At 45.4% G+C, this 21,158-nt stretch carries 22 protein-coding genes and 2 riboswitches; of the genes, 6 read left to right on the plus strand and 16 right to left on the minus strand.

The genetic code is table 11. The features are described 5' to 3' along the window. Positions 1–21: 21 nt before the first annotated feature. The 3 genes from LJF29_RS14410 to LJF29_RS14420 are packed head-to-tail and all read right to left on the minus strand — an operon-like array spanning position 22 to position 3,339. A complete protein-coding gene (locus LJF29_RS14410) occupies positions 22–1,362 on the minus strand; it encodes an ATP-binding cassette domain-containing protein (protein ID WP_229149210.1) in 1,341 nt (446 codons plus the stop codon). Then, positions 1,362–2,423, minus strand: coding sequence for a FecCD family ABC transporter permease (locus LJF29_RS14415; RefSeq protein ID WP_229149173.1), 1,062 nt, complete (start codon positions 2,421–2,423; stop codon positions 1,362–1,364). The genes LJF29_RS14410 and LJF29_RS14415 overlap by 1 nt, the downstream gene beginning before the upstream one ends. After that, on the minus strand, positions 2,386–3,339 hold the full coding sequence (locus tag LJF29_RS14420; RefSeq protein WP_229149176.1) for an ABC transporter substrate-binding protein: 954 nt from the start codon (positions 3,337–3,339) through the stop codon (positions 2,386–2,388). Before LJF29_RS14420 ends, LJF29_RS14415 begins: the two co-directional genes overlap by 38 nt. A 101-nt stretch (positions 3,340–3,440) precedes the next feature. Beyond that, positions 3,441–3,580: riboswitch (cobalamin riboswitch) on the minus strand. A 154-nt stretch (positions 3,581–3,734) separates the two neighbouring features. On the opposite strand from LJF29_RS14420, the gene LJF29_RS14425 reads away from it, so the two are divergent. Then, entirely contained in the window at positions 3,735–4,526 is a 792-nt protein-coding gene (locus LJF29_RS14425; protein ID WP_229149178.1) for an SDR family NAD(P)-dependent oxidoreductase, read from the plus strand. A 34-nt stretch (positions 4,527–4,560) separates the two neighbouring features. Here LJF29_RS14425 and LJF29_RS14430 read toward each other — a convergent pair whose 3' ends face one another. From LJF29_RS14430 to sigO, 5 genes are all read right to left on the minus strand, one after another. Continuing rightward, positions 4,561–5,439 (minus strand): SMP-30/gluconolactonase/LRE family protein, encoded by an 879-nt coding sequence (locus LJF29_RS14430; protein WP_010331847.1) that lies wholly within the window; start codon positions 5,437–5,439, stop codon positions 4,561–4,563. A gap of 69 nt (positions 5,440–5,508) precedes the next feature. Next, positions 5,509–7,251 (minus strand): sensor histidine kinase, encoded by a 1,743-nt coding sequence (locus LJF29_RS14435; protein ID WP_010331848.1) that lies wholly within the window; start codon positions 7,249–7,251, stop codon positions 5,509–5,511. Further along, a complete protein-coding gene (gene yvrH, locus LJF29_RS14440; protein WP_026014607.1) occupies positions 7,248–7,967 on the minus strand; it encodes a two-component system response regulator YvrH in 720 nt (239 codons plus the stop codon). The genes LJF29_RS14435 and yvrH overlap by 4 nt, the downstream gene beginning before the upstream one ends. A gap of 152 nt (positions 7,968–8,119) precedes the next feature. After that, a complete protein-coding gene (gene rsoA / locus LJF29_RS14445; protein WP_010331850.1) occupies positions 8,120–8,356 on the minus strand; it encodes a sigma-O factor regulator RsoA in 237 nt (78 codons plus the stop codon). A 3-nt stretch (positions 8,357–8,359) separates the two neighbouring features. Beyond that, on the minus strand, positions 8,360–8,890 hold the full coding sequence (gene sigO, locus LJF29_RS14450) for an RNA polymerase sigma factor SigO (RefSeq protein WP_229149212.1): 531 nt from the start codon (positions 8,888–8,890) through the stop codon (positions 8,360–8,362). 205 nt (positions 8,891–9,095) lie between these two features. Between sigO and LJF29_RS14455 the strand changes: the two genes are divergently transcribed. The 3 genes from LJF29_RS14455 (at position 9,096) to LJF29_RS14465 (ending at position 10,993) form a co-directional block, all read left to right on the plus strand. Beyond that, complete coding sequence (locus tag LJF29_RS14455; RefSeq protein ID WP_229149179.1) at positions 9,096–9,251, plus strand: YvrJ family protein; 156 nt, start codon at positions 9,096–9,098, stop codon at positions 9,249–9,251. A gap of 119 nt (positions 9,252–9,370) precedes the next feature. Continuing rightward, on the plus strand, positions 9,371–10,528 hold the full coding sequence (gene oxdC / locus LJF29_RS14460) for an oxalate decarboxylase (RefSeq protein ID WP_010331853.1): 1,158 nt from the start codon (positions 9,371–9,373) through the stop codon (positions 10,526–10,528). A 63-nt stretch (positions 10,529–10,591) separates the two neighbouring features. Beyond that, positions 10,592–10,993, plus strand: a complete 402-nt coding sequence (locus LJF29_RS14465) for a regulatory YrvL family protein (RefSeq protein WP_168748724.1) — start codon at positions 10,592–10,594, stop codon at positions 10,991–10,993. Positions 10,994–11,026: 33 nt separating this feature from the next. On the opposite strand, the gene LJF29_RS14470 is transcribed toward LJF29_RS14465, so the two are convergent. From LJF29_RS14470 to LJF29_RS14495, 6 genes are all read right to left on the minus strand, one after another. Continuing rightward, positions 11,027–12,256 carry an ABC transporter permease gene (locus tag LJF29_RS14470; protein WP_229149180.1) on the minus strand — a complete coding sequence of 410 codons (1,230 nt, stop codon included), beginning with the start codon at positions 12,254–12,256 and terminating at the stop codon, positions 11,027–11,029. Next, entirely contained in the window at positions 12,249–12,935 is a 687-nt protein-coding gene (locus tag LJF29_RS14475) for an ABC transporter ATP-binding protein (protein WP_010331856.1), read from the minus strand. Before LJF29_RS14475 ends, LJF29_RS14470 begins: the two co-directional genes overlap by 8 nt. Continuing rightward, positions 12,919–14,112 carry an efflux RND transporter periplasmic adaptor subunit gene (locus tag LJF29_RS14480; RefSeq protein WP_229149181.1) on the minus strand — a complete coding sequence of 398 codons (1,194 nt, stop codon included), beginning with the start codon at positions 14,110–14,112 and terminating at the stop codon, positions 12,919–12,921. The genes LJF29_RS14475 and LJF29_RS14480 overlap by 17 nt, the downstream gene beginning before the upstream one ends. Positions 14,113–14,283: 171 nt before the next feature. After that, positions 14,284–15,093, minus strand: coding sequence for an ABC transporter ATP-binding protein (locus LJF29_RS14485; protein ID WP_229149182.1), 810 nt, complete (start codon positions 15,091–15,093; stop codon positions 14,284–14,286). A 14-nt stretch (positions 15,094–15,107) separates the two neighbouring features. Then, the gene (locus LJF29_RS14490; protein WP_229149183.1) at positions 15,108–16,118 is read right to left on the minus strand and encodes a FecCD family ABC transporter permease; all 1,011 of its coding nucleotides are present in this window, start codon (positions 16,116–16,118) and stop codon (positions 15,108–15,110) included. Continuing rightward, the gene (locus LJF29_RS14495) at positions 16,118–17,158 is read right to left on the minus strand and encodes a FecCD family ABC transporter permease (RefSeq protein ID WP_229149213.1); all 1,041 of its coding nucleotides are present in this window, start codon (positions 17,156–17,158) and stop codon (positions 16,118–16,120) included. The genes LJF29_RS14490 and LJF29_RS14495 overlap by 1 nt, the downstream gene beginning before the upstream one ends. 212 nt (positions 17,159–17,370) lie before the next feature. Here LJF29_RS14495 and LJF29_RS14500 point away from each other — a divergent pair, with 212 nt between their 5' ends. Further along, the gene (locus LJF29_RS14500; RefSeq protein ID WP_229149185.1) at positions 17,371–18,318 is read left to right on the plus strand and encodes an iron-hydroxamate ABC transporter substrate-binding protein; all 948 of its coding nucleotides are present in this window, start codon (positions 17,371–17,373) and stop codon (positions 18,316–18,318) included. 205 nt (positions 18,319–18,523) lie between these two features. Here the strand turns inward: LJF29_RS14500 and LJF29_RS14505 are convergent, their stop codons facing one another. Together LJF29_RS14505 and sspJ are read right to left on the minus strand one after the other, a co-directional pair. Continuing rightward, entirely contained in the window at positions 18,524–19,933 is a 1,410-nt protein-coding gene (locus LJF29_RS14505; RefSeq protein ID WP_010331862.1) for an amino acid permease, read from the minus strand. A gap of 104 nt (positions 19,934–20,037) precedes the next feature. Next, a riboswitch (Lysine riboswitch) is annotated at positions 20,038–20,217 on the minus strand. Between the two features lie 115 nt (positions 20,218–20,332). Beyond that, positions 20,333–20,473 carry a small acid-soluble spore protein SspJ gene (sspJ, locus tag LJF29_RS14510; protein WP_010331863.1) on the minus strand — a complete coding sequence of 47 codons (141 nt, stop codon included), beginning with the start codon at positions 20,471–20,473 and terminating at the stop codon, positions 20,333–20,335. A 165-nt stretch (positions 20,474–20,638) separates the two neighbouring features. On the opposite strand from sspJ, the gene LJF29_RS14515 reads away from it, so the two are divergent. Then, the gene (locus LJF29_RS14515) at positions 20,639–21,121 is read left to right on the plus strand and encodes a metal-dependent hydrolase (protein ID WP_024122827.1); all 483 of its coding nucleotides are present in this window, start codon (positions 20,639–20,641) and stop codon (positions 21,119–21,121) included. Positions 21,122–21,158: the final 37 nt, after the last annotated feature.

The raw sequence follows: 21,158 nt of genomic DNA on the forward strand, positions 1-21,158 counted from the left end.
ATATCTGTCTCCTTTACAGACTTATTCAAGCAGGCCCGCAGCCTCTCGCACACATTCAGCTGTCCCAGACCGAATCAATTGGTTCAGCCGTTTTTCTATGTTATCTTCTGAAGATGTCTCTTTAGTTTGTGTCGCTGCAACGAGGATTTCTCCAGGTTCATTTTGTTCACCGCCCAGCACTTTCATGCGCGCGGCTTCCGCTCCCATGACAGCCCTGACGAAGAATTGGTCTGTCGCAAAGCCGTTGATCAAAATCCAGATCGAAAAGCCAGACATGACACAAATACAAACGGACAGCTCTTCGTCTTCAAACGTACGGCACACAAGCCGGTCAAGTCTGCCGGAGGAGGCCATCGCACAGGTTTCCTGCGGATAAAAGCCGTTTTCAGATAAATAGGCTGTAAGCCCTTCTTTTTGATCTGACTGGGCAGGCAGCCGTTTATGGAGAAACGTCCGGTTCCAAGAAAAGCCTGAACCGATAGGAGCCGAAGACAGCGTCCGGAGCGGGATTTCCGTTTGCAAAAGGATCTCGTCGCGCCGCACTTGCAGCAAAGCTTCAAATGGAATCGCCGGCAGCTTTGGGGCGGCCTCTTCAGGCTGAATCGCAATAAGCGGTCTAGGCAATTGATGATGGAGTAAGGCGCTGACTTTCGTGTTATACAACGCCTTTATGTGCTCTTCTGTGATGGCGGTTTCCGGTTTTTGCTTAGGCCCGGCTGTTCCGTTTTTTATAAAGACGATTTCATCACAGTACAGGCTAGCGGTATTCAGATCGTGAAAAACACTGACAGCAGCCAGCCCATTTACTCTCGTCAGGCGCTTGATAAGATCGAGCAGTTCTTTTTGATAGGCCAAATCCAGAAAATTAGTCGGTTCGTCTAAAAATAAAATGCGCGGCTGCTGCGCCAGTGCTTGAGCCAAATAAACCCGCTGCTGTTCACCCCCGCTTAGATCACGAATCGATTTGTCAGCGAAAGCGAGTACCCCTGTTTGTTTCATCGCATTCTCAATGATGGCTTCATCCTCTTCAGTCTGCTGGCTGAACAGCCCTTTATGAAATGGATATCTGCCGAAGGATACGGTTTCTTTGACAGTAAAGCTAAAGGCTTGATCTGTTTTTTGCGGCAGAACTGCCATCATTTGCGCCAGTTCCTTCGGCTTATATTCAGTGAGTGGTTTGCCAGCCAGACAAACGGAGCCTTCTATTGGCGGAAGTGTTCCTGTCAGCAAGTGAAGCAGTGTTGTTTTTCCACTCCCGTTCGGTCCGAGAATGCCAAGAAATTCTCCCTTCTTCACTGTTAAACTGATATTTTTAATCAGCCGGCTGTCTCCGTAACCTCCCGACAGCCCTTCTGCCTTAATCATAAGCTTCTCCCCCCGCGATGCTGCCGAATTAAAATCAGAGCGAAAACAGGAGCTCCCGCTAAAGCTGTAATAATGCCGATCGGCAATTCAATCGGCTCAATCATTGTTCTCGATAGCAGATCGGCCAAGACGAGAAATCCCGCGCCAAGAAAGGCAGACAGCGGCAATAAATGCCGATGATCCGTTCCCCACAGCAATCTTGTGATATGCGGAATCACAAGTCCGACAAAGCCAATGGTGCCGGATACAGCCACAGCGCCGCCCGTCAGCAGTGACCCTGCAATTAAAATCATCATTTTTCTATGCTGGACGCTGACCCCGAGAAGCCTTGCTTTCTCCTCTCCATAGGTCATCACGTTGAGTTCCCTTCCGTTTATGATCAGCAGCATGATTCCTAAAAGAAAAAACGGGAGAAACAGTGCAACGTAGCTCCAGCCTCTCATCGAGACGCTGCCAAGCAGCCAATGCACTATAGGCAGTAAATTATCTCCTGTCATAGCAATGACAAAAGAAATAAATGCGCCCAAAAATGAATTGATGATGACACCGGTCAAAATGAGGGTGGAAACAGACATTGATGCATGAACGAGGCGGCTGAAGAAAAGGACCGCCGCCATCGTGACAAGTGCCGCGGCTACACTCACAACCGGCAGTGTAAAACCTCCGATTACAGGAAGCTGCAGGCTAAAGAATAGGGTCACAACCGCCCCCACTGAAGCACCGGATGAAACACCGAGCGTGTAGGGATCAGCAAGCGGATTTTTCAACAGCCCCTGAAAAGCAGCCCCAGCGATAGAAAGAGCCGCCCCCACAAGGGCGGCCAGCACAACTCTCGGCAGTCTGATATTCAACATAATATTTGTATACATTGGATCATAGGAGCCGGCAGAGCCGCCAAAGCCTTCATGCCAAAAGATATGGAAGATGGCGGGTATCGGAATTTGCAGGCTGCCGCAGGAAATCCCCAATATGATACTAGCGGCTAAAAATAAGAAACTGATGCTATAAGCAGCAAAACGATTATTCTTTAAACGTATCCGGGTAGATGCTTTCCGCAAGTTCTTCGACCCCTTCGATCAGACGCGGACCTGAACGTGTGACGAGATCAGGATCAACATCATAAACGCGATGATGTTTCACAGCATTGATTCCGCTCCAGCCATCGCGTTTTTCCACCGCATCCGCTTTTACACCGTCCGTTGTGACAATGGTGTCTGGATTCAGCTTAACGATGGCCTCGTCTGTCATTTGCACCCAGCCTTTTTGATCCGCTGCAGCGTTTTTAGCATGGATGACATTCAGCATTTCATTCATAAACGTGTCTTTTCCGGTTGTGTAAATGTCAGGATCAGGCGAAACCTCAATAAAGACCGTTTTTTCCTCGTCTTTTGAAACGGATTTCGCTTTTTCTTTAATCTCATGCAGGTCTGATTTCATGCTGTTGACCAGTTGGCCCGCTTTTTTCTCAGCTCCGGCAGCTTCACCGATCATTTCGATTGATTTGTATACCTCTGCGAATGATTGTGCATCATTGACAGTCAGCACAGGAATGCCAGCGTCTTTCAGCTGATTAATGGCATCAGCTGAGGCTGACATGGAAGATTCATGGGCGAGAACGAGATCAGGTTTAAGAGAAATGACTTTCTCAACGTTTACATTCATATCCCCAACCTTCTCAACCTGTTTGACTTCCTTTGGATATGTATCGTTTTTGGTGACGCCGACCACTTTGTCACCGAGTCCGAGAGCATATATAATTTCCGTGTTGCTCGGCATTAATGAAACAATTTTTTTCGGCTCCTTTTTGATGGTAACGTCTTCGCTTGACGCATCATCAATTGTGACAGGGAACGCTTCAGACGCGGCTGTCTTTTGCTTTGCAACGGAATCCTTCTCATCTGCCGCATTGCCGCAGCCTGAAATCATAATGGCGGTCAGCAGAAGCGCCGTCCATATTCCTGCTAATTTTTTCATACCCTTTCCTCCTAAATGAACTAAAAAAGCATCTCTACGATGGTAAAGACGCTGTAAACAACAAAAAAGCCTATTGTTTACACATCATCTGTCCTCGCAGACTTCGTGCTTATCAAACAGGCAGGTATCCTGGCTCTTGGCGCAAAGGCCAATTACAGTGGCGGGACCGCACCGGCTTTTACCGGTTTCCCTATTAAGCCGGCTATTTTCACGTACCGGCACCTGTTTGACTTTCGTATCCTTTTTCGGAGTTATTATACTATATGGCTGACAGGCTTGTATATGCAGTATGAATGACTTTTCCGCCGCTGCATGTATGGAAGCAAAATTCTCGTAAACACTAAATTTCATCTTGTATACTAAGTAGCATGATCAATAAAAAAGGAATGATTTTTATGGACTTACAGCTAAAAGACAAGCTCGTCTTAATCACAGGCTCAACTTCCGGCATCGGGAAAGCCGCGGCGAAAAGCTTTTTGCAAGAAGGTGCAGCCGTTATAGTCAATGGCCGAAAACAAGAGACAGTCGATCGCACGGTTGAAGAGCTTTCTTCCTATGGAACGGTGCATGGAGCAGCCGCCGACTTATCAAAACCGGATGAAGCAGCAGCTTTTCTGGAAAAAGTGAAGCAGATCGGTGATATAGATGTTCTTGTCAACAACCTCGGTTTCTTTGAAGTGAAGGATTTCGCCGAGGTAACGGATGAAGAATGGAATCAATATTTTGAAGTAAACGTGATGAGCGCTGTTCGGACAAGCCGTCACTTCCTTCCAAAGATGCTTGCCAAAAACAGCGGCCGCATTTTGAATATTGCAAGTGAAGCAGGCGTTAAACCGCTTCCGACTATGATTCCTTATTCAATGACCAAAACAGCGCTGATCAGCCTGTCTCGAGGAATGGCTGAAATGACGAAGGGCACAAACGTTACGGTTAATTCAGTGCTTCCGGGACCTACTTGGACAGAAGGCGTTGCGTCCTATATGGAGGGCGCCGCAAAGGCAGCCGGCCAGGATACAAATACATTTGTGAAAGACTATTTTAAAGTGAATGAGCCGACTTCACTCATTCAAAGATACGCAACAGCTGAAGAAGTCGCCAACACAATTGTATTCCTCGCATCTGATGCCGCATCTGCCATTAATGGCACGGCACAGCGTGTGGAAGGCGGAATTATCCGTTCACTTTAAATGCAAAAACGCATCCGTTTTCGGATGCGTTTTTTTATAACTCCCCAGCGAATGGAACCGGCTGATATCCGCCCGTTTCAAGTCTGGCTGAAAACAATCCGCCCGCATGAGGCTGTTCATATCTTTCTGTTTCGGTCATTTGTTCAGTAGCTGTTGTGATGTAAAGGGTTTTCATGTCTTGGCCGCCGAACGCACAGCACGTGACATATTTGGCCGGAACACTTATTGAATCAATTTCTTTTTTCTGAAAAGGATCAATGTGAACCACACGGCTTCCGCCAAACAGCGCTACCCACAGCATGCCGTTTTGATCAATTGTCATGCCATCCGGCAGCCCATCCGATTTTTCAAAACGATAGACAGTCTCGGGGTTTGAGACGTTTCCGCTTTCGGGATCGTATTGATAGCACACAATCTCCTGCGTCGGCGTGTCAATGTAGTACATCAGGTTGCGTTCGCGATCCCAATCCAAACCGTTCGAGGTTGAGACTTGATCTTTCATTTTGACAAGGCTTCCATCTGCGTCCAAACGATAAAGCGAGGCTTGTTTTTGTTCGCCTTCCATGCTCGTCGTCCCTGCCCAAAGCCTTCCGTACGGATCACATTTGGCGTCGTTAAACCGAAGGCTCTCATGCATATCCTTCGGCTGTTTGATTTTTTCAAGACTGTCATCATGAAGATGATACAGGTAAAAACCGTCTTTCATCGTCATGATCAGCTCATCCTTTGAATATTTCGCAAGCGCCGTCACAAAGGATGTAAATTTGACCGAACGATTGATTTTTTCTTTAGGATCAAAAATATGGAGCTCACTTCCTAAAATATCAACCCAATATAGTCGGCCGTTTTCTTCATCCCATAACGGGCCTTCACCGATTACTGCCCTAGTGTCTGCTTCTAATACTGCATCCATGTGTAACACCTCTTTAGCTTCATTCTATATATTGTTATTCCCGGCAAAGAGATGTCCAAACCACATGCCTTATTCTTTTTTGAAAAGGATAGTAATGACGGAGCCAATATTGATCCTGCTGTTGACGTGAATCGTTCCGTTATGCAGGTGCACCAGCTCTTTGGCAATCGCCAGTCCAAGCCCCGTCCCGGCAGCCGGATCTTTCGTATTGGTTCCCCTGTAATAACGGTTAAATAAATGGGTGATCGTCTCCTCATCCATTCCTCTCCCATTGTCTTTGACCTTCAATGAAATATGATTTTTTGTCTGTTCAAGAATCACCTGAATTGCTGTTCCTTTATCGTTGTGCTTCACAGCATTTCCGAGCAGATTTTCCAGGATGCGTCTGAACCAGGCTTCATCCAGCGCAAATTCAATATGCTCTTCTCTTGATACAAATGAGATATCATACCCTTCAGAAAACGGATTTTTCTTGAAATCCTCAATGACATTTTTAAAGAACGGAATGAGGCTTGTGAGGTTTCTCTCCATCGGCAGAGCGTCATTTTTTAGACGGTACGTTAAATTTAAGTCCTCGATGAGTTTTGACATGTATTCCGATTTCTCTCTGACCACCTGCCCCATTTCTTTCACTTCGTCAGGAGACCAGTCGTATTGCTTCGATTCTAGCATCATGCTGTAGCCGTAAATGCTGCTGAGGGGTGTTTTTAAATCATGAGACAAACCGGCGATCCATTCTTCCCGTGTCGCCTGAATTTTTTCTCGGTTTCTCTTGTCCCGTCGCAGCGTTTCCGTCAGCTGATCCATAGATTCAAATATCTCACCGAAGAAACGGTACGGCTGTTTGATTTTCCCCTTTTTGTTTTTGCTGACTGGGCGCCCTTTACGGTTTTTCGGCTCTTCAAGCTTCCCTTTCGATAGATTGACAAGCCATTTGATTGTATGAAAAATCGGCAGGCCAAACCTGAACATATACCAGGCCGTCATCCAAAAAATATAGAGAAGCAGAACGCCCATAATCAGGAACATCGCTTTAAGGACAACATTAAGAAACGATTTGTTAAACTCCTGATCGGTTACATAGACAGGGTTCGGCACCGTAGCGACCATCCATCTGTCTTTATTGAGGATCTTAACGGAAATTTCCCGTTTATAGTTCCAGGGTTTAGAGCTGTATTTGAGCAGTTCCAGCTGGTTCATCGTTTTTCTTTCACTTTTTGTACTGTTGATGCTGTCGAGAATGTTCCCATCGCTGTCCAATAAGTAAATGGCGCCTTTTTCCCGCTTAATATAGTCAACTGTACCGGACTTATATTGTGACAAAGAGTCGAGGGACGGTTCACGGCTTTCAATGGAAGTCAGCAGCTGCTCGCTCTTTGACTTCCAGCCGAACAAGAGGAGATATGATTTGTCTTCAATATTGATTGCCCAATAATTCAGCTTATAGTTATCAAGCTTCTTGCTTTTATAAATAGACAAAAGCTCCTTCTTTGTGTAGGTGCCGGGCACGTCTTTCGGCACACTGTAGGAATAATCCGTTTTTCCATTAGAATCAATGATTTGCATCCAGCCGTGCTGTTTATCAACAGATTTCTTCAGGAAATCGTCCACTTCCCATGACCCGTCTTCGTTTACATCGAGATATGCCTCAAGCGTGTCAGTCGTTGCCTTTGTCAGCCCTGAATTGGATTCCGCATCGCTAAATCGCGAGTCTAAATAGAAAAAGGAAGCCACAAGCATGATCGAAAGAAGAAGGATAACAATCAGCATCTGCCCGAAAAAGTGAAACAGAAACTTCCATCTTAACCTCATGGGCGCTTTCCGTTTCCTTCTGGACTCGGGATAAAACGGTATCCGAGACCGCGAACGGTTACGATATATTCCGGATTGCTCGGGTCACGCTCGATTTTTTCCCGGAGCTTGCGGATATGAACCATGACGGTATTGTTATCTCCGTACGAAGGATAGCCCCATACTTTTTCATAAATTTGATCTTTAGAAAGCACCACATTGGGATGTTCGCAAAAATATTGAAGCAGCTGCAGAAGCTGAGCCGAACAGGCGACAGTTTCCCCGCCCACAATCAGCTCGGCATTTTGCGGAGAAAATGTAAAGTAATCATATGTATAGGTTTTGTTTGTTTCAGCTGGTTTCGACTGATAGGTACGCTTTAAATGCGCTCTGATCCGCGCGGCTAATTCCAGCGGATTAAATGGTTTTGTAATATAATCATCAGCTCCGACCGCAAAACCAGATAATTTGTCAGCGTCCGATGATCTCGCCGTCAGGAAAAAAATCGGGGCGTCTGAATACTCCCTGATTAATGTGCAGGCCTCAAAACCGGTCATTCCGCCCATCATGACATCCAGTACGATTAAATCAACCTTATTTGTCTTTACGATCGGAATGGCTTCCTCTGCACTTGCCGCATCCATTATATGTCGATAACCTTCTTTTTCAAGAACGCGCTTGATCATATCCACAATCGCTTTCTCATCGTCTACGATTAAAATTGACGCATTTTCCACTTTTATGTTCCTTTCTGTCACTGTTTTTTTTCATCTTATCATTATATCGTTTCTTTTTGGTACATTTTTGAATAGGAGGGTTCTTGACGGGGGTGAACAGCAGAAAACGGGAACCTGCAAAAATGTTCCCGTTTTCTTAGAATGAGTAATCGTTATGAGTTCTCGTCTACCATGTATAAAATAAACTCCCAAAATCCCGGAACATCCTGACACAGAAGCATATCAGCCTTTTCAAACATTTTGATTTTCAGCTCCTGCTCTAAATCTTCTCTTTCTTGATAGGACGTATTGCTGAGTTTTTTTCTGATCATCGGTGAAAAGCATGCAATCAGATGCTCAATGTCGTACATTTCATCATGATCCCTATTATGTTCAAACTGGCCGCTCACAGTTTACTTTTCCCCCTTTTTTTGCGCCGCTAGCTGCTTTCTAATATTTTCTAATCCCTTCTTATGAATATTAGAGATATTTTGCCGGGACTCACCTAATGAATCAGCGATTTCCTGCATCGTGGCACCGTGAAGATAGACTTTTGTCAGCACGCTTTTTTGTTTGTCAGTCAGATTCTGAATCGCTTGATAAAGCTGATAATCCTGGACATGCTGGCTCAAATCATCCTGCAGGTCTAAAAACTCCTCAAACGCGTCACTTCCCGTTTCGGAAGGAAGTCGTTCTCCTGCTTCCGGATGATCAACCGTCAGCGGATACCGTTTTTGATTTTTGCGAACCCGCTTATCAAAATCGATGGAAAAAATCCGAATCATCGAATTCATATACTTGACGATGCGAATCTCCTTATAAAATTGCTTGAATTGCTCGTCCAACGATTTTGCATCCTTTTCATTCGGGTTTTCCATTACATTTTTGAACAAACGGTAATGCTTAGGATTGCTCAAAAAATGCCTCACGATGGGATGCTTCATAATCTCCTTACATTTCGATCGCAACAGACCCTGATAGTCCATCAAACCGCCTCCCTACTAAATTAAATGAAGGAAAGCAAAAAAAAGTAAACTACTACTTTCAGACTAGCGTTTGCTGAAGCAAACCTTCCAGTCATGGTTTACGATTTCTTGGGTTCCCTTCACTTACTTACATGACTGCACAAAAAGGAAGGAGGTGTTTTTCATGGATCAGGTTTTTATAGAGGAGGTCGTCAAGCAGATCAGCAATCTGGGGTGCCCGGCACTGATTGCGATGTACCTGCTGACCCGTTTCGAGAAAAAGTTCGATCAGCTTATTGAATTGATGACAGAGGTGAAAGATCAGAAAGCGAAACATTAATTTTGTATCGAAGTTGACTTTTCATCGTTTCTTTTCACTTAACAAGACAGAAGGGAAAACGAAAGGCCTTTCACATTCTCTTTCTGCGTCACATTTATTTTTAAGGAGGAGACAGGAAAATGAAAAAACAAAACGACATTCCACAGCCAATCAGAGGAGATAAGGGAGCGACAGTGAAAATACCGCGTAATATTGAAAGGGACCGGCAGAATCCCGATATGCTCGTACCGCCGGAAACCGATCATGGCACCGTTGAAAATATGAAGTTCTCTTTCTCAGATACTCATAACCGTTTGGAAAAAGGCGGGTACGCCCGTGAAGTTACCGTACGTGAGCTGCCGATTTCAGAAAACCTGGCTTCTGTTAATATGCGGCTGAAGCCAGGCGCCATTCGCGAGCTTCATTGGCATAAGGAAGCAGAGTGGGCATACATGATCTATGGGAAAGCACGCGTCACGATTGTGGATGAAAAGGGCCGCAGCTTTATTGATGATGTAGGCGAGGGAGATTTATGGTACTTCCCGTCAGGCCTGCCGCACTCGATTCAAGCACTCGAAGAAGGGGCAGAGTTCCTGCTCGTGTTTGACGACGGGTCATTCTCTGAAAACAGCACGTTTCAGCTGACAGACTGGCTTGCCCACACCCCTAAAGAAGTGATTGCCGCTAATTTTGGCGTAACAGAAGAAGAAATCGCCAATTTGCCAGGCAAAGAAAAATATATATTTGAAAAACCTGTACCCGGCTGTTTAAAAGATGACATTGTGGAAGGGCCGTACGGCGAAGTGCCTTATCCGTTTACATACCGCCTTCTTGAACAGGAGCCGATTGCATCAGAAGGAGGAAAGGTGTACATTGCGGATTCGACAAACTTTACTGTGTCTAAAACCATTGCATCAGCGCTCGTAACTGTGGAACCTGGCGCAATGAGAGAGCTTCACTGGCATCCGAATACGCATGAATGGCAATATTACATCTCCGGTAAAGCGAGAATGACCGTTTTTGCTGCTGACGGCCATGCGAGAACCTTTAACTATCAAGCCGGTGATGTCGGTTATGTTCCATTTGCGATGGGCCACTACGTAGAAAACCTCGGCGATGAACCGCTCGTTTTTTTAGAAATCTTTAAAGATGACCATTATGCCGATGTGTCTTTAAACCAATGGCTCGCAATGCTTCCTGAAACCTTCGTCCAAGAACACCTTGACTTAGGCAAAGAATTTACGGATGTCCTTTCAAAGGAAAAGCATCCGGTTGTGAAAAAGAAAAGCAGTAAATAATAAACAACTGGCAGCTTGCAGAGAGCGCTCGTTCTCTGCAAGCGCTGATAAGGAGCTAAATCAGTGCTACATCAAAAAGATACAATAAAGCAGGCCGTACAGTACGTGCTGGCAGCGGCGGCTGTGTTATTTTGCTATTTCACTATCATTCTCAGTGTTTTTTCTTTGGCGGGAATGAGCTACCGATCAGCTGCTCATGTCCTGCTATTTGCTGTGTTATTTCTTGTGATCGGACTATGCTTTGAACCTTTTGAACGGCTGATGATACATAGTTTTACGTTTTTCAAGACTGGAAGACGAGCTTTTATCCTTATGGCCGGCACCGTCCAGCTGCTGTTTTTATGGATAACCGCTTATACGACAGATCAAATGATTCATGACATTTGGCTGTCAACCACAGAAGAGATGATTCTCGCAGCCGTTTTTCTTATTTTGGATAAATGCAATTCATCACTGCCCAGCTAAAAAAAGAACGCCATCCGATTGGATGCGTTCTTTTTATTCATATCGAAGCGCGTCGACAGGCTGAAGCTTCGATGCCTTAATGGACGGCAGCAAGCCGAAAATAATGCCGACTGCCATTGAGAAAATGAGTGCTCCGATAACTGCCGGAACGGAGATGATGAAAGGCATCGGAAAGATAACCGTGATAAGTTTAGCGATGCCAAAGCCCGCAAGCACACCGAGAATTCCGCCAATACTTGTCAGCACGACGGCCTCTGTTAAAAATTGAAATAAAATCACGCGCCGCTTGGCACCGAGCGCTTTCTTAATTCCGATTTCCCGCGTGCGCTCCGTCACTGAAACGAGCATAATGTTCATGACACCGATGCCTCCGACCAAAAGGGAGATGCTGGCAATTCCGCCAAGCAGCAGAGCAAATGACTGGTTAAAGGATTCCACTTCCTGAGCGACCTCCTGAAGATCCATCACGCTGTACTCCGCTTTTTCCAAATCAGCATCTGACAGTCCTTGATTTAGAAGATCCGCGGCCATTACACCGGCTTCTTGGATATGCTCAGAAGAGTCTGCCTGCACCGCAATCTGTGTCGGCGCGTCGAAACCTTCAATTAGCGGCCACACTTTTTTCGGCGCATATAAAACCGGATTCGCATAGTCGCCACCAAACATGCTTTCTTCCTGTTTCTTTTCTTGAAAAACACCGGCAACCCGGAACGGCACACCGTTCATTTCGATGTTTTTGTGCAGAGCGTCCCCGTCAGGAAACAGCTCATCTCTTGCAGCCTCATTGATCATAACCACTTGGTGTGTGCTGTTTAATTCTTTTTCCGTCAGTTTTCTCCCCTCGGTGATGCTAATCGGGAACATATCAAAATAATCAGCATCAACTCCGTACACTTGAGGATATGAAACGTTCGTTAAGTGAAAAACAGAGGCGCCTTCAGACAGGTAATATAAAGATAACCCTTTTACAACAGGGTCTGATTTTATCGTCTCAATCGTTTCTTCAGATACAGGGGGGGCGGACGTATAAGAAACCTCCTGGTAACCGCCTTCCTCCTCCCCGCCTGTTGGCTGGTACACTACATTAATCGCGTTATTTCCCATGCCAATCATACTTTGCTTTAATTGCTCGCTTTGGCCTTTCAGCATAGAGACGATCGCAATGATCGCCGCTATACCGATAATGACACCAAGCATCGTAAGAATCGACCTCAGCTTATGTGAAAAAATAGATTGAAAGGAGATCCGAATATGTTCAAGCATGGCTAATCCCTCTCTCGTCTAACACTAATTCTCCGTCTCTGATAAAAACGGTTCTGTCGGCTTTTCTGGCGACGTCCGGGTCATGGGTGATCATGATAATCGTTGTGCCTTCCTGATGCAATTGTGAAAACAGCGACAAAATTTGTTCACTTGATTTTGTATCAAGCGCCCCGGTCGGTTCATCTGCCAGAATAAACCGCGGCTGATTGACAAGGGCTCTTGCAATCGCCACCCGCTGCTTTTGTCCGCCGGACAGCTTTGGCGGTTTGTAGGAGATCCTATCTTTCAAACCAACCTTTTCAAGAGCTTCGTAGGCTCTTTGCCTTCTTTCTTTTTTCTTTACCTTATTGTAAATCATCGGCAGCTCGACATTTTGCAATGCGGTAAGGCGCGGCAGCAAATGAAAGGTTTGAAACACAAATCCGATTGATTCGTTGCGAATGTCAGCCAAAGCACCGTCTTTCCCTTTTAATACATCCATTTGGTCTAGCATATAGGTTCCGGAGGTCGGCCTGTCCAAACAGCCTATAATATTCATTAACGTAGACTTTCCTGAACCGGACGGCCCCATAATGGCCAGAAATTCACCAGCCTTGACGGTGAGATTAATCTGCTTTAAGATCGGCACCTCTTCTTTGCCCAGCTTGTACGATTTAGAAACATTATTCAGTGTCAGCATTGACTGTAACCTGCTTTCCTTCCTTGACCGCGGGATCAGGATAGATCACATAATCTTCCGGTGTCAGGCCGCTTTTGATTTCGACCATGTCACTTTCGTCTGTTTCCCCGATTTCAACAGGCTGTTTAACCGCCTTCTGCTCCTCATCCGTCTTCCAAACATACGGTTCGCCATCGTCCTGGATAATCATGTCGGAAGGCAGCTTAATGGTATTCGCATCAGCTTCGGCACTAATGACTTCAATGTTGACATGATAGCCGACTTCAAGGCCCTTATGGCTGTCCAATAAAACAGTGAAAGGATAGTTAGAAGATTGGGGATTCATTTCCTCTTCAGCATAACTTTCTGACGCTTCCCCCTCACCTGTTCCAGCAGGAAGCTTGCCGATTGAAGTAATTTTGCCTTTCCACTCGCCTTCACTGCCTGTTTTCAGCGTAACTCTGACCTTGCTGCCTTTTTTAATCGTGTCCATTAACAGCTCGTTGATTTGGCTTTTCACAAGGTATTTGCCCGTTGAAACGATTTGGATATACGGTCCTGCTGCCTGATCACCAGTGGCGCCGTCCGCAATATCCTGATTGACGCTTTGAACAATACCGTCATGCTTGCTTGTGATCACATTTGAACCTTTGTTTTTCGATTGTGCAGCCAGTTCTTTTTGGTGCTGCTTCAGTTCAAGCTGGCTTGTCTTTAAATCAAAATTGGCCTGGTCAAGCTCGTCTTGAAGCTGTGCTTTCTCATCTTTTCCGGCTGTTTTCAGCTTCTTCTCTGTTTCTGCTATTGATTTTTGCAAGCGGCTGATTTGAAGGTTTGTCATTTCAATTTGTAAATTGCTTTGCTCAATTTCGTCTGAATGATCCTCGCCCTCGTACTCAAAAAGCTTATCGCCTTTTTTGACCTTATCGCCTTCTTTGACGTACGTTTTTTTAATGCTTCCTTTCTCTGAATCTATGTATACTTTTTGTTGTTTCTCTGGTTCAACTTTTCCTGAAAACGATTGGGCTGATTCAGATTCACCGCCCATATACACCGCGACTGATTCAGCATAAGGCTCCGATGAGACGGCAACTTGATTCATGTGAGTAAAAAAGTAAAAACCGCCGGCGCCGATCCCCGCCAGTACGAGCACACCGGCACATATCGAACCGGCAATAAGCCATTTTTTCTTCTTGGACACAATGATCTCCTCTTTCTGTAATCTTCGTAATATTTTCGAAACATTCTAACCAATATTATCTATTAATTCAAATAGACTTTCAATCTTTTTCTTCAAAATACGGAATTTGTAAGTAAAATTACATTTTTGGGGTTGAAAATAAAAAATCCCGGCGTTATACCGGGATTTTTCTTACACAGAAACAAGCTGTTTTTCAGTTTTAATCAGGTCATAGGTTAAGCATACGGGTTTATTTGTACGAGGATCAGTGACGATTTCAGCATCAATCTGGAATACCCGCTTCAAAATATCCGGCGTCATGACCTCCAGTGCGGTCCCTTCCTTGATGACCTTGCCTTTTTTGAGCGCAATCATATAATGGGAAAAACGGGCCGCATGATTCAGATCATGAATGACCATTAAAATCGTCCGCCCCTGTTCCTTGTTCAGTCTGTCAAGCAGCTGCAGGATTTCGAGCTGATGTGCGAGATCGAGATATGTTGTAGGCTCATCAAGCAAAAGCAGCTCTGTCCCTTGTGCAAGCGCCATCGCAATCCACACGCGCTGACGCTGTCCGCCTGACAATGCCTCAATCGGACGCTCATGGTATTCCGCCATGCCGGTTTCTTCGAGTGCCCATTTGATGATGCGGCGGTCTTCATCATTTAATCTGCCGAAGCCTGATTGATGCGGAAATCTGCCGTACGACACCAATTCGTACACCGTTAATCCGCTCGGAGCCTCAGGCGTCTGCGGCAGAATGGCCATATCCTTCGCAATGTCCTTAGTAGACATTTTATGAATCGCATTGCCGTTTAAGTAAACAGCACCTTGATGTGAGCGCATAATTCTGGACATCGTTTTTAATATCGTTGACTTCCCGCAGCCATTTGGCCCAATTAAGGTTGTTATTTTTCCTTTAGGAATGGATATATTTAAATCTTTTACAATCAGCCTGTCGCCATAACCGATCCCAAGCTGTTCCGTTGATAATGAATTCAAGTTCGGTCCCCTCCTCAATTCGATTTCATCAATAAATAAACAAAGTAAGGCGCACCTAAAACGGAGATGACAAGTCCGACCGGAATTTCTGATGGTGCCAATACATTTCTCGCCAGCGTATCAGCCAGCAGAAACAGAAACGCGCCGATAAAGGCGGAAACGGGTATAAGCGTCTGATGGCGGGGACCGGTAAGCCTTCTTGCCACATGCGGTGCGATTAATCCGAGGAACGCGATGCCTCCTGCAGCTGCCACACAGGATGCGGCAAGAGCGACCGCTGCCAGAAGGAGAATCCGTCTTTCCTTTTCAACAGCAGTGCCAAGGCCGGTCGCTAATTGGTCTCCCAGCTGTAAAATGTTCAGATAGCGTGCTTTATATAAAGTAAAAGGAAGCAAAATCACAATCCAGGGGAGTACCGCCCAGATCATGTTCCAATTGGCCCCCCATATCGAGCCTGATATCCAAACCGCAGCCTGCATAAAGTCATGCGGGTCCATTTTGAGCTGAAAAATAAGCAAAAGGGCATTAAACCCCGCATTCACACCGATGCCGACCAGGATCAGCCGAATCGGAGTCACACCTTTTTTCCAAGCCAGAAGATAAATGAGAAACGCAGCGAGGAACGCGCCTGCCAGAGCACTGAACGGCAGCATAAACGTCCCTAAGAAGCCCAGATCTGATGCCGACCCTTGAAAAAAGTAAATAAAGAGCACAACAGCAAGCGAACCCCCGGCGTTAATCCCGAGAATACCCGGTTCAGCCAAATCATTTTGAGACACGCTTTGCAAAATGGCTCCGGCAACAGCGATACCCGCCCCAACAAGCAACGACAAAGCTATTCGCGGCAGCCTGAACTCAAATAAGACAAGCTCATCCCGCGCCGTCCCTTGCCCGAAAAAGACCTTGAGCGTTTGCAATGGAGCAATTTTTATGACACCCAGATTCAGACTGATAAAAAAGACAAGCACGATCAGCAGTAAAGTCACCGCTATTACAACAAGTGGTTTTTTCGTCGTCGTTTTCATTACAGCCCTCTCCTTTCACGACGTGCCAAATAAAAGAAAAAGGGAACACCGATGAGAGAGGTCAGAGCGCCGACAGGCGTTTCAAACGGCGCGTTCACGAGTCTGGCCGCAATGTCAGCAAAAACTAGCAAAACAGCCCCAAGCACCGCCGAGCAAGGAATGATCCACCGATAATCAACCCCTACCAAAAACCTTGTGATATGAGGAATGATCAGTCCAATAAACGCAATAGTGCCGGCAATGGAAACAGCAGCACCGGTCAACACCACAACGACAAGCATCCCAACCAGTTTTACCGCAGATGTATACTGCCCAAGCCCCTTCGCCAGATCGTCACCAAGGCTTAACACCGTCACAGACCGGGCAATGATAAACGCAAGCGTTATACCGACAGCTCCTGCGATAACCAGCAGCTGTACGCCTGACCATTTCACACCCGCTACCCCGCCTGCGTACCAAAAGCTGACATCCTGTGCTACATCAAAACGGAGCGCAATTGCTGTTGAAATGCCCGTAAAGAAATAACTGACGGCTGTTCCGGCAAGAGCAAGCTTTACAGGCGTGAGACCGCCTCTGGAAAACATGCCGATGCCCAATACCGTTGATGCCCCCAGTCCCGCACCCGCAAAGGACCACAGCACAAGCCCGATGGCTGAAAGCCCTGGAAAAAAAGCAAACGCAATTGAAATGGCAAAAGCAGAGCCAGATGTTATCCCCATGATAGAAGGCTCCGCCAACGGGTTTCTTGTCATGCCCTGCATGATCGCCCCAGACACGGCTAACAATGCGCCGACGAGTGCAGCAGCAGCCGTTCTTGGCAGCCGAAGATCGTGTATAATTTGGTGTGAGGTTTCATTTGGCTGAAAATGAAAGATAGCGTCCCACACAGTCCGTAAATGGATATCCGCAGCACCGAGAGAAATGGACAGCATCGCGCCGAAGCATAGGAAGCATACCCCCGCAACAAGCACAATGACCGCACCTAACGACCGGGATGTCCATTGAATTTCTTCATCTAATATCATCTGTTTATTTTTCATGTGACTCAACAGCCGTACTTCCTTTCGATAATGATAATGATTATCAATTGCTGTTTCAGTATATCACTTTTTTCCGCTGATTTAATAGAGCGTTTTGATAAAAATGAGAATATAAATGCAAAAATATCGTGTCAACTGGCACTTGTGATGGTATAATCACAGATGATAATGATTCTCTTTATCATCTATTTTTTTGAAAGAAGGTATGAGATATGACCCATACATACAAGAAGCTTGGAGCCGCTTTTTTTGCTCTTTTATTGATTGCAGCGCTGGCAGCCTGCGAAAATAATTCAGAAAGCAAAGGCTCTTCCTCTGATTCAAAAGACGAAGAAACCGTTACATACAAGGCTGAAAACGGAAATGTGAAAATTCCTAAACATCCTAAACGGGTGGTTGTCATGGCTGACGGCTACTACGGAGACTTCAAAACACTGGGCATCAACGTCGTCGGTGCACCTGAAAATGTATTTAAAAACCCTTACTACAAAGGTAAAACCGACGGAGTCACAAATATCGGAGACGGCACTTCTGTTGAAAAAGTGATTGATTTAAAGCCTGACCTGATCATCGTTTGGACAACACAAGGCGCCGATATTAAAAAGCTCGAAAAAATCGCACCAACTGTTGCGGTGAAATACGATAAGCTCGACAACATTGAACAGCTGAAAGAATTTGCAAAAATGACAGGAACGGAAGATAAAGCGGAGGAGTGGCTTGCCGAGTGGGACAAAAAAGTAGCGTCAGCCAAAACAAAAATTCAAAAAGTCATCGGTAACAAAACAGTTTCCATTATGCAAACAAACGGCAAAGACATTTATGTATTCGGTAAAGATTTCGGAAGAGGCGGAAGCATCGTCTACAAAGATCTTGGTTTACAGGCCACAAAGCTGACAAAGGAAAAAGCCATTGACCAAGGCCCAGGATATACCAGCATTTCTTTAGAAAAGCTCCCTGACTTCGCCGGAGATTACATTTTCGCGGGTCCATGGCAATCAGGCGGAGACGACGGCGGCGTATTTGACAGTTCCATTTGGAAAAACCTCGATGCTGTCAAAAATGATCATGTCTATAAAATTGACCCAATCGGCTTCTATTTCACAGACCCGATTTCACTAGAAGGACAGCTGAAATTTATCACCGAAAGCTTAACAAAATAAACAAAGAGCCGCACTGATCTGCGGCTCTTTTCTATTTTGCAAAGAAACCGACAAGCCGGAGCACCTCATATTGAATCACATCGCATATTTTCTTACTCCATTCATGCGAAGCGCGTTCCTGTCAGCTATTTTGTGTATGGGATTCGTAACGGGAGTAATAACACTTTCTAAAAAAGACACCTGACTAAATTGTCAGGTGTTTTTTTTATGCTTGTTTTTCTTTCGAGAATTTCTTAATCACAAACGGATAAATCACCAGACCGACAAAGAACAAACCGATACCGAGAATAAATGTCGTTAAATCGGCAGTTCCTGTTACGATAACAAACAATGAGTAAACACATGCTAACAACGCGATCATTCCGTCTTTTACGCGGGAGCCTTTCAGCTGATCATACGTTTCGCCTTTTATAACAAGCTTTAGGCTGTAGATCGCAGACACTAAATACGGAATTAAATACGCAAGAGTCGCTGCTGTCGTTAAAAATGTAAATGCGTCACTTATTGTCCGGGAAATAACAGAGAATATGAAGACCTGTGACATCACATTTGTAATGATCAGAGAAATAACCGGGCTTCCCTTTTTATTCGTTTTCGCAAAGACCGCCGGAAAATCGCCTGCTTTAGCAGCTTGGTATGGAACCTCAGAGCCAAGCAAAATCCAGCCGAGCATCGTTCCGAATAAGCAAAGAATCGCAAGTAGTGCCATGATCACGCTTCCTGCGTTTCCGACAATCGCATACAGCACATCAACGAACGGTTTTTCAGATCCGACAAGTTTATCGTGCGGCAGAACACCCATCGTGATCAATGTCACTATAATGTAGATGCTTAACGCGATCAACAACCCTGTGATTGTTGCACGTTTGACATCACGCTGAGTACGCGCGCGGCCAGACAAGATCACTGCTGATTCAATTCCGACAAACGCCCATAGAGTAGAAATGGCGGCGTTGTGAACCTGTCCGCCGATGCCAATGGTTGTGCCATTTTCACCTTGAACCGGAAAATAAAAATGATCGAATAATGTCGTTTGAAACACAAACAATCCGGCAATGATAAAGAAAACAAAACCTAATACTTTCGAAAACGTTGTGATAAAGTTTAATTTACTTGCACCGTTAATGCTTGCAACAAGTATCGTGTGCGTTCCCCAGAGCAAAATCGTACATACAGCAAACGTCAGCAATTGGCCGAGTGTCACCTCTTGGCTGCCGACAGCAAACAGTACACGTTTATCAACTAAGATCGGGAAAAACGAAGTCAAGTAACCGGCGAGACTTGTGATAATCGCCACGTTACTGATCCAGCTCGCCACCCAGTAGCCCCACACCATTGTGAATCCGGCAGCGTTCCCTTTCTTCGGATCAGAAAACAGCGCTCTCGCATAACTTTGCGGCCCCGCTGTCAGCTCAGGCTTGCGAATCGACAAGTGCCCGAAGACAAGCGCAATCATCAGCACGCCCGCACCTGTCAAAAGCCAGGCGGACGTGGCGCCAAGCGGACTTGCAATCGAAGCAAGCGAACTCGGCAGGGAGAAAATTCCCGATCCAACCATATTTCCAACGACAAACGCCGTTAATAACCAAAAACCCCATTTTTTTGTCTGTTCCATTCCAGTACCTCCAATGATTCTTTGTACGGACCAGAACCCGAGATCATGTAAATACAAAAAAAGCCTGAACAAAAGTCCATGCTTAAAGAAACACACACCCTTGATCTCCGGATAGCCCTCCGCGAAAAAGCACGCGGCAGTCCTGCACTTATTCAGATACAGTCCCAGCATAGAGAAGGATCGGCTTTCTCCACACTTCGGCGCTGATGCCTTTTACACATGTTTAACAGCTCCTGTCAGCCTGGCATGTGTGACTCATCATCCGCGCAACCTCTACCTCACTGAGAAAGAGTGAGGATTTATTTATTCAGTTACTCCAGAAGGTTATCAAAGAAAGAATGATCTGTCAAAGGGAACAGATGGAAAATGCGGATAGAGCCAAGCCCTATCCGCATGCGGTTAGCGATTATTTTTCTTTTTTTGCACAGCTTCTTGAAGCGGATCATCTTTAAGAGCTGAACCGGCATCCTCAAGTGCTCCTTGGATTACGTTTTTTTCTTTTTCAGATCGTTTCCCTTTATCTTTATTAAAGAAAGCCATTCGTATCACCTCTTTTAAAAAATAGGTACATCTTTAAGATGCCTTTTTCTCAGAAAATTATGCGGCTCATTTTTTATCGGCCAAAGTTCTGTTGCTCAAACATACATTCTCTTGATATATTTGTAATTCAGAGATTTTTGCAAAAGATAAAGGAGAAGCGGGGAAATGACAGGAAAAACACACATCATGGGAGGCATCGCTTCTTGTACCGCAGCAGCTTATTATTATGGATTTGACCCAGTACTCATGGCGGCGTCCGGCGCGGTTGGCGCATTAATTCCCGACATCTGCCACACACAAAGTAAAATCGGAAGAAGATTTCCTATCTTATCAAAAATAGTAAGTTCCGTATTTGGCCATCGCACCTTTACACACAGCCTGCTGTTTCTGCTCATCATGTTTTTTATCACAGCTACATATATTCCAGATAAAAACATATCAGCAGGGCTGATGATCGGAATGGCAAGCCACTTGGTTCTGGATGCCTGGACAGTGAATGGCATCAAATTGTTATTCCCTTCAACCATTCGCATACGGCTGCCGCTGTATATGAAGACAGGCAGTTTTTCCGAACAGCTTGTGTTGGCCGGTCTGACAATAGCATCATGCTATTATTTTTATATGCTGTTCCATGGGCGCATGTTTTAAACCGAGTGCTGAAGCTTGTCTAAGAAGACTGTTTTTA

It is taken from the genome of Bacillus sp. LBG-1-113 (assembly GCF_020708615.1).
GTDB classification, from domain to species: Bacteria; Bacillota; Bacilli; order Bacillales; family Bacillaceae; genus Bacillus; species Bacillus mojavensis.

Coding starts and splice junctions, on each gene's coding strand:
- LJF29_RS14420 (WP_229149176.1), bottom strand. CDS start 3,339: ATGAAAAAATTAGCAGGAATATGGACGGCGCTTCTGCTGACCGCCATT.
- LJF29_RS14425 (WP_229149178.1), top strand. CDS start 3,735: ATGGACTTACAGCTAAAAGACAAGCTCGTCTTAATCACAGGCTCAACT.
- LJF29_RS14430 (WP_010331847.1), bottom strand. CDS start 5,439: ATGGATGCAGTATTAGAAGCAGACACTAGGGCAGTAATCGGTGAAGGC.
- LJF29_RS14435 (WP_010331848.1), bottom strand. CDS start 7,251: ATGAGGTTAAGATGGAAGTTTCTGTTTCACTTTTTCGGGCAGATGCTG.
- sigO (WP_229149212.1), bottom strand. CDS start 8,890: ATGAAGCATCCCATCGTGAGGCATTTTTTGAGCAATCCTAAGCATTAC.
- LJF29_RS14455 (WP_229149179.1), top strand. CDS start 9,096: ATGGATCAGGTTTTTATAGAGGAGGTCGTCAAGCAGATCAGCAATCTG.
- oxdC (WP_010331853.1), top strand. CDS start 9,371: ATGAAAAAACAAAACGACATTCCACAGCCAATCAGAGGAGATAAGGGA.
- LJF29_RS14470 (WP_229149180.1), bottom strand. CDS start 12,256: ATGCTTGAACATATTCGGATCTCCTTTCAATCTATTTTTTCACATAAG.
- LJF29_RS14475 (WP_010331856.1), bottom strand. CDS start 12,935: ATGCTGACACTGAATAATGTTTCTAAATCGTACAAGCTGGGCAAAGAA.
- LJF29_RS14490 (WP_229149183.1), bottom strand. CDS start 16,118: ATGAAAACGACGACGAAAAAACCACTTGTTGTAATAGCGGTGACTTTA.
- LJF29_RS14495 (WP_229149213.1), bottom strand. CDS start 17,158: ATGAAAAATAAACAGATGATATTAGATGAAGAAATTCAATGGACATCC.
- LJF29_RS14500 (WP_229149185.1), top strand. CDS start 17,371: ATGACCCATACATACAAGAAGCTTGGAGCCGCTTTTTTTGCTCTTTTA.
- LJF29_RS14505 (WP_010331862.1), bottom strand. CDS start 19,933: ATGGAACAGACAAAAAAATGGGGTTTTTGGTTATTAACGGCGTTTGTC.
- sspJ (WP_010331863.1), bottom strand. CDS start 20,473: ATGGCTTTCTTTAATAAAGATAAAGGGAAACGATCTGAAAAAGAAAAA.
- LJF29_RS14515 (WP_024122827.1), top strand. CDS start 20,639: ATGACAGGAAAAACACACATCATGGGAGGCATCGCTTCTTGTACCGCA.